The sequence below is a fragment of the Pontibacter sp. HJ8 genome (genome assembly GCF_054824225.1).
Genome location: NZ_JSYF01000461.1, coordinates 1 through 6,047, shown reverse-complemented (window position 1 = coordinate 6,047; position 6,047 = coordinate 1). Strand labels below are relative to the sequence as shown.

4 protein-coding genes are annotated in these 6,047 nt (G+C 50.7%); 3 read left to right on the top strand and 1 reads right to left on the bottom strand.

All coding sequences use genetic code 11. The features are described 5' to 3' along the window. Window positions 1–151 precede the first annotated feature (151 nt). The 3 genes from OB13_RS17820 to OB13_RS17810 are packed head-to-tail and all read left to right on the top strand — an operon-like array spanning window position 152 to window position 4,957. Entirely contained in the window at window positions 152–1,801 is a 1,650-nt protein-coding gene (locus OB13_RS17820) for a S8 family serine peptidase (protein WP_461491537.1), read from the top strand. A 58-nt stretch (window positions 1,802–1,859) separates the two neighbouring features. Further along, the gene (gene rpe, locus OB13_RS17815; protein WP_461491536.1) at window positions 1,860–2,519 is read left to right on the top strand and encodes a ribulose-phosphate 3-epimerase; all 660 of its coding nucleotides are present in this window, start codon (window positions 1,860–1,862) and stop codon (window positions 2,517–2,519) included. Between the two features lie 8 nt (window positions 2,520–2,527). Further along, complete coding sequence (locus tag OB13_RS17810; RefSeq protein ID WP_461491535.1) at window positions 2,528–4,957, top strand: TonB-dependent receptor; 2,430 nt, start codon at window positions 2,528–2,530, stop codon at window positions 4,955–4,957. 80 nt (window positions 4,958–5,037) lie between these two features. On the opposite strand, the gene OB13_RS17805 is transcribed toward OB13_RS17810, so the two are convergent. Further along, entirely contained in the window at window positions 5,038–5,907 is an 870-nt protein-coding gene (locus OB13_RS17805) for a DUF2911 domain-containing protein (protein ID WP_461491534.1), read from the bottom strand. Window positions 5,908–6,047: the final 140 nt, after the last annotated feature.

Sequence of the window (6,047 nt, the reverse complement as noted above, 5' to 3'; positions counted from 1 at the left end):
GAAGGTATAGGAAAAGTCTATCGCCTGTTTAACCGGGTCGTATATTGTGAAGGTTCTGAAATCAACACAGACTGCCAGATGGGAGTTGAATGGAAACAGTCAGGTCACGAACGACACGAAGTTCTTATAGCACACGGTAAATTATAACAACATGCGCTTTCTGCTCTTCTTTTTTTGTTTCCTGCTGGCAGCTCCTTTTGTTAAGGGGCAAACAACGGGCGGGGGCAATGCAGAGGAGCAGAAGCACCTGTTATACTTCCTGGACAAAGCAAATTCTCCATATTCGGTTGATAAACCGGATACGTATCTTTCCTCCAAAGCGCTCGCTCGTAGGAGCAGGCAAAATATACCCCTTACACCGCGAGATTTTCCTGTCAATCCCAGCTATGTCACAGACCTGAAGCAGCAAGGGGTGAAGGTGCTCTATACCTCCCGCTGGTTCAATGCGGCTGTGGTGCAGTGTACTCCGGAGAAGCTGGCTGCGCTTCAGACCTTGCCTTATGTCCGCACTTCCCAAACCCTGAACCGGATAGCGAATTCTCCCGCCCGTAAGAACGGTGTGCAGGCAGCTGACAGTCTGGAGCTGGTTGTCAGCGCTCCTGAAGCGCTGGAATATGGTCCGGCCTTCCATCAGGCCAATATGCTGGGGGTTCCGGCGCTGCATGCCGATGGCTACAAAGGCGAAGGTATGGCCATTGCTGTGTTCGATGCCGGTTTTCCCGGTGTGAATACGGCCGTTCCGTTTGCGCACCTGCATCAGAATCAGCAGATCAAAGCCACCTTTGATTTTGTAGCTAAAAAGCAGGATGTCTACAGCAGCAGTACCCATGGCACGTCCGTGCTTTCCACCATGGCGGCTTACGAACCCGGCACCATGATCGGGACCGCTTACAAAGCCGACTATTTATTGTTCCGTACCGAAGATGCTGCTACAGAGCATAACATTGAAGAGGTAAACTGGCTGTTGGCTGCCGAATTTGCGGACAGTGCCGGAGCTGATGTCATTAATTCCTCCCTGGGCTATACCGCTTTTGATGTACCTTCCTACAGCTATACCTACGAAGAGCTGGACGGCAACACTGCCATCGTGACGCGGGCTGCCGATTATGCGGCTGCCACCGGTATGCTGGTGGTGGTGAGTGCCGGCAACGAGGGCAACAAGACCTGGCGCTATGTTTCGGCCCCTGCCGATGCCGACTCTGTACTTACTGTCGGAGCCGTGGATTCGCTTTCCAATCATGCTGTTTTCAGTTCATTTGGTCCCACTTCAGATGCCCGCATCAAACCCGATGTCGTAGCCATGGGGCAAAGAGCGTATGTTTTGTCTCCGGCCGGACTCCTGATGCGGTTGAATGGAACTTCCTTTTCCGGTCCTATACTGGCAGGTATGGTCGCATGCTTGTGGCAGGCCAACAGCACGCTAACGAATATGGAGTTGTTGCAACTCGTCCGGCAACTGGGCAGCAATGCCAACAACCCGAATAACTCGATCGGCTATGGTATACCTCGGTATGATCAGAATGTAACGGGCTTGCCCGGGCTATTAAATGATGGCATTACTATTTCCAATCCGGTAACCGACCGGGAAATAGTGCTGACGATGGGCGAGGGCTGGCGGAAAGAAAATAGTGAGGTGCATGTATATGATGCAACAGGCAAATTGCTTGTGAAGCAGACCTTGCCTGCAAATAACCTCACGCATATACTAAACATCAAGCCTGGCCGGCTGAAAAAAGGCGTATACCTTTGCCAGGTAAACTCCGGCGTCAAAAGTACCACGCTGCGCTTCATCAAACTATAGTTTAGCAGCCGGCACGAATAGCCAAGGCAGAATCTATCTTAATTTTTATATTTGCTTCATGAAACCAATTATTGCCCCTTCTGTACTCGCTTCTGACTTTGCCAACCTGCAATCCGAAGTAGAGATGCTTAACGAAAGCCAGGCCGACTGGCTACACATCGATATCATGGACGGCCGTTTTGTGCCCAATATCTCTTTCGGATTTCCGGTACTGCAGGCCATCCAGCGCTATGCCAAAAAACCGCTGGACGTACACCTGATGATCGTGGAGCCGGAGTTATACATCGAGCAGTTCAGAGCGGCAGGAGCAGAGATCATTTCGGTACATTACGAAGCCTGCAACCACCTGCACCGTACCATTCAGCAGATCAAAGCAACCGGAGCGAAAGCAGGTATAGCCCTCAATCCCCATACCTCCGTGCAGCTCCTCGATGATGTGATCGCTGATGTGGACCTGGTTTGTCTGATGTCGGTTAACCCGGGTTTCGGAGGACAAAAGTTTATCGAAAATACCTATCGTAAGATCGAGACGCTGAAGGATCTGATCATTTCCCGTCATTCAAACGCCCAGATCGAGATTGACGGAGGAGTAAACCAGCAGAACGCACCCCTTCTCCTCGAAAAAGGAGCGGATGCACTGGTGGCCGGTAGCTTTGTTTTCAACTCAGCCGATCCGTTGCAAACCATTGCCAATCTGAAGAACCTGTCCTCAAACTAATACCTTCTATGCTAAGATATCTATCGGTGTGGCTGCTTTTGTTGCTGCCATCAGGTGTTTTAGCACAGCAAGGTATCGTGATGGGTACAGTGCTGGATAACAACAGACAACCCCTGGAGCTCGCTACGGTGGGCATCCAGGGGTATAGCCTGGGTGCACAGACAAATGCGCAGGGAAAGTACAAACTGCAGGTTCCTGCCGGGCAGGATTTGGTGTTGCTGGTGCGTTATCTGGGTTTCAAGGTACAGGAACGTACGATCCGGTTGCAGGACGGGCAGGAGCTTAACCTGGACTTTGTGCTGGAACCGGACCCGCAGCAACTTAAACAAGTAGATGTGCGCGGCAAAAATGAGAACGACACCCGCGAACAGGTCAGTGTCACCCGCCTGGACCCGACCCTGACCAAGACACTGCCTTCTGCCTACGGGGATTTCAACAAGATCCTGGTCACCCTGCCCGGTGTGTCGAGCAACAACGAGCTTTCTTCCACTTATTCCGTACGTGGGGGCAACTACGACGAGAACCTGGTGTATGTGAATGGTATTGAGATTTACCGCCCTTTCCTGGTCACCGCAGCACAGCAGGAGGGGTTGAGTTTTGTAAATCCCGATCTGGTAGGCAGCATTGAATTTTCTTCCGGCGGCTGGCAGCCCAAATATGGCGACAAACTTTCGTCGGTCCTCAACATACAATATAAGCGGCCTACTGCCTTTGCCGGCTCCGTGACCGCCAGCCTGACCGGAGGGGCCCTGCATCTGGAAGAGACTTCGAAGAACAAACGGGTTTCTTACCTGCTCGGACTCCGCCACAAAAACGGACAGTATATGCTGCAGGGGCTGCAGGTGGACGGACAGTACCGTCCCACTTTTAGCGACGGGCAGGCTTATATCAGCTTTGACCTGGGCAGAGAACCCGAGCGTACGACCTTAGGCTTGCTGGGTAGCTATGCCCGGAACGATTTCCTGGTAGAACCCGAATCCCGTACTACTACCTTTGGAACGCGGCAGGCACCCTTGCGCCTGTTGGTTGGCTACGAAGGGCAGGAAAAAATGGAATACGAGACTTTTCAGGTTGGTGCCAACCTGTCCCACCAGGTCTCGGACAAGCTTCTGACGGAGTTCATCGTGTCCGGTGTACATTCCCTGGAGCGGGAGTTCCGCGACATCGAGGCAGCTTATCGACTATGCGACGTCAATACACTCGGCCAGAATGACTTGGGCGAATGCCTGCGCGACAGAGGGATTGGCAGCCAGTTTGATCATGCCCGTAATACGCTCAAAGCGATGGTGCTGGCAGCCGAAACTCGCAATACCTGGCGTGTCAGTTCCCGCAGCACCTTGTTGGCTGGGGCTAAAGCAAGCCTGGAGCGTATAGATGACCAACTCTCAGAGTATGGCTTTGTAGATTCATCGGATTATGTTACACCGGCCTATTACCTCAATTCGAAACTGGGGCTGCACACGCAGCGCTACAATGCCTATGTGCAGCATACCTACGAGATCGATTCCCTCAAAACGATCACTTATGGCTTCCGGGCCAGTTACTGGGATTACAACCAGGAGCTGATTCTTACGCCGCGTATCCAGTATTCTTTTATCACCCGCCAAAATCCGGATCTTTCCTTCAAAGCAGCACTGGGCTTGTATTATCAGCCGCCCTTTTACCGGGAGTTGCGCAGTATGGAAGGCGAGCTAAACCCCGAATTGAAAGCCCAGCGATCCGTTCACGCCGTGGTTGGCAGCGATTACTTGTTCAAAGCCTGGGACCGTGACTTCAAACTAACTGCTGAGGCCTATTACAAGCATATGACCAATGTGGTACCCTACGATGTGGACAATGTGCGCTTACGCTACTATGCCCGCAACAATGCCAAAGCCTATGCGGCAGGCTTTGATGTACGCGTAAACGGAGAGTTCATCAAAGGTGCTGAGTCCTGGTTGAGTCTCGGGGTGCTCACCACAAAAGAAGATTTGCAGGGTGATTCCACTTTGGTATTCAGCGATACGGGAGAACTACTGGAGAAGAACGAAAGGGGCTATATGAGCCGCCCGACCGATCAACTGCTCAATCTGGGCGTTTTCTTCCAGGATCATTTGCCGGATAACCCTACGATCCGGATGTACCTCAACCTTGTGTATGGGACCGGCTTGCCTTTCGGGCCACCCAAGAGACCGGACTACCGAAATGCTTTTTCAGGAAAGTCATACAAGCGGGTAGATATTGGCTTTTCCAAGCTCATTGCAATGGGAGATGAGTTGACAGCCCGGAACAAAGTTTCCATGGAAAGTCTCTGGATCGGTCTGGAAGTGCTCAACATCATCGACGCCAAGAACAGAGTGTCCTATAGTTATGTGAGCGATGTGAACGGGATCACTTATGCTGTTCCTAACTTTCTGACGGGCAGGCGCCTGAACCTGCGGTTTATAGCAAAATTCTAGTTTCAACTCTGCCTATCAAAAGCAACAGGGGGAGCCAATTAGTTGGCTCCCCCTGTTGCTTTTATAAAGTTAATTATCTTTTAATTACGTCTCTTTTTCCATTCGTTGTAAGCGACTTCAATTTCTTTGGCATATGTTTTATATGCCTGAGGTTCGGTACTGCCTAATTGGATGGCCTTCGCGGTAAGGTTAGCGGCAGCCTGGTATTCTTTGTTCTGGGCATAGAGACGGGCCTTTACCCAGTTGTTGAAAAAGTTCTCTTTGATAGCAATCGATTTGTTAACCCACTCCAAAGCTTTCTGATGATGTTCCTTTCGAGGTATCATATAGTCGGCAGCCTGTGCCAGGATGTACCAGTCATCGGGAGCAGCTTCTGCCAGGGCTTTGTTGATATTGGCCAGGGCCTTTTTCTCAATCTCGGTCTCCATACGGATAGACACCATGGAATTTTCCCAAGCCATATGGAGTGTGCCAAAATTCGAGCCGATGTCGCTGAAAGAGAATTGCAATGTCTCCTGGAAAGGTATCTTTTTGGGAGTTACACGCAGATAAGCCACGTCATTCAGCTCGCTATACCCTTCCAAACCCCAAAGGGTGGTATCCTTATTCAGCACAATGTTCCAAACCGTGTCACTTTCAGGAAGTATGAAGAAAGAATAAGTACCCGCAGGCACACGCTCGTGGTTTAGGAACAGATCATCCTGAAAAGTTATCAGGGTAGCTTCGTTGGCACCGGCCCGCCACAATTGCCCGTAAGGCACCAGCGACCCGAATATTTTTCTGCCTTTTACACCCGGCGCATGGTATCGGATCGAAATATCAGTTAATCCGATAGTCTGTTTCACCATCGCCTCCGGACTGGCTTGTGGCAACTTGAGCTGTGCGGAAGCTTCCATGCTGCACAGGAAGCAGCTTAAGAGTATGGATAGGCTGAATAGGTACTTCTTCATGCGGATGTATACGTGTTAGGCGTTTTTTCTTAATTGATTGAACCACTGAAAAAATGATGCCAGAGGTATAAACGTATATAAAACTTCAAATACAAAGGTAGAAAATATTTTTCCAAAGTCGCCTTTGCCTTCCTCTATTG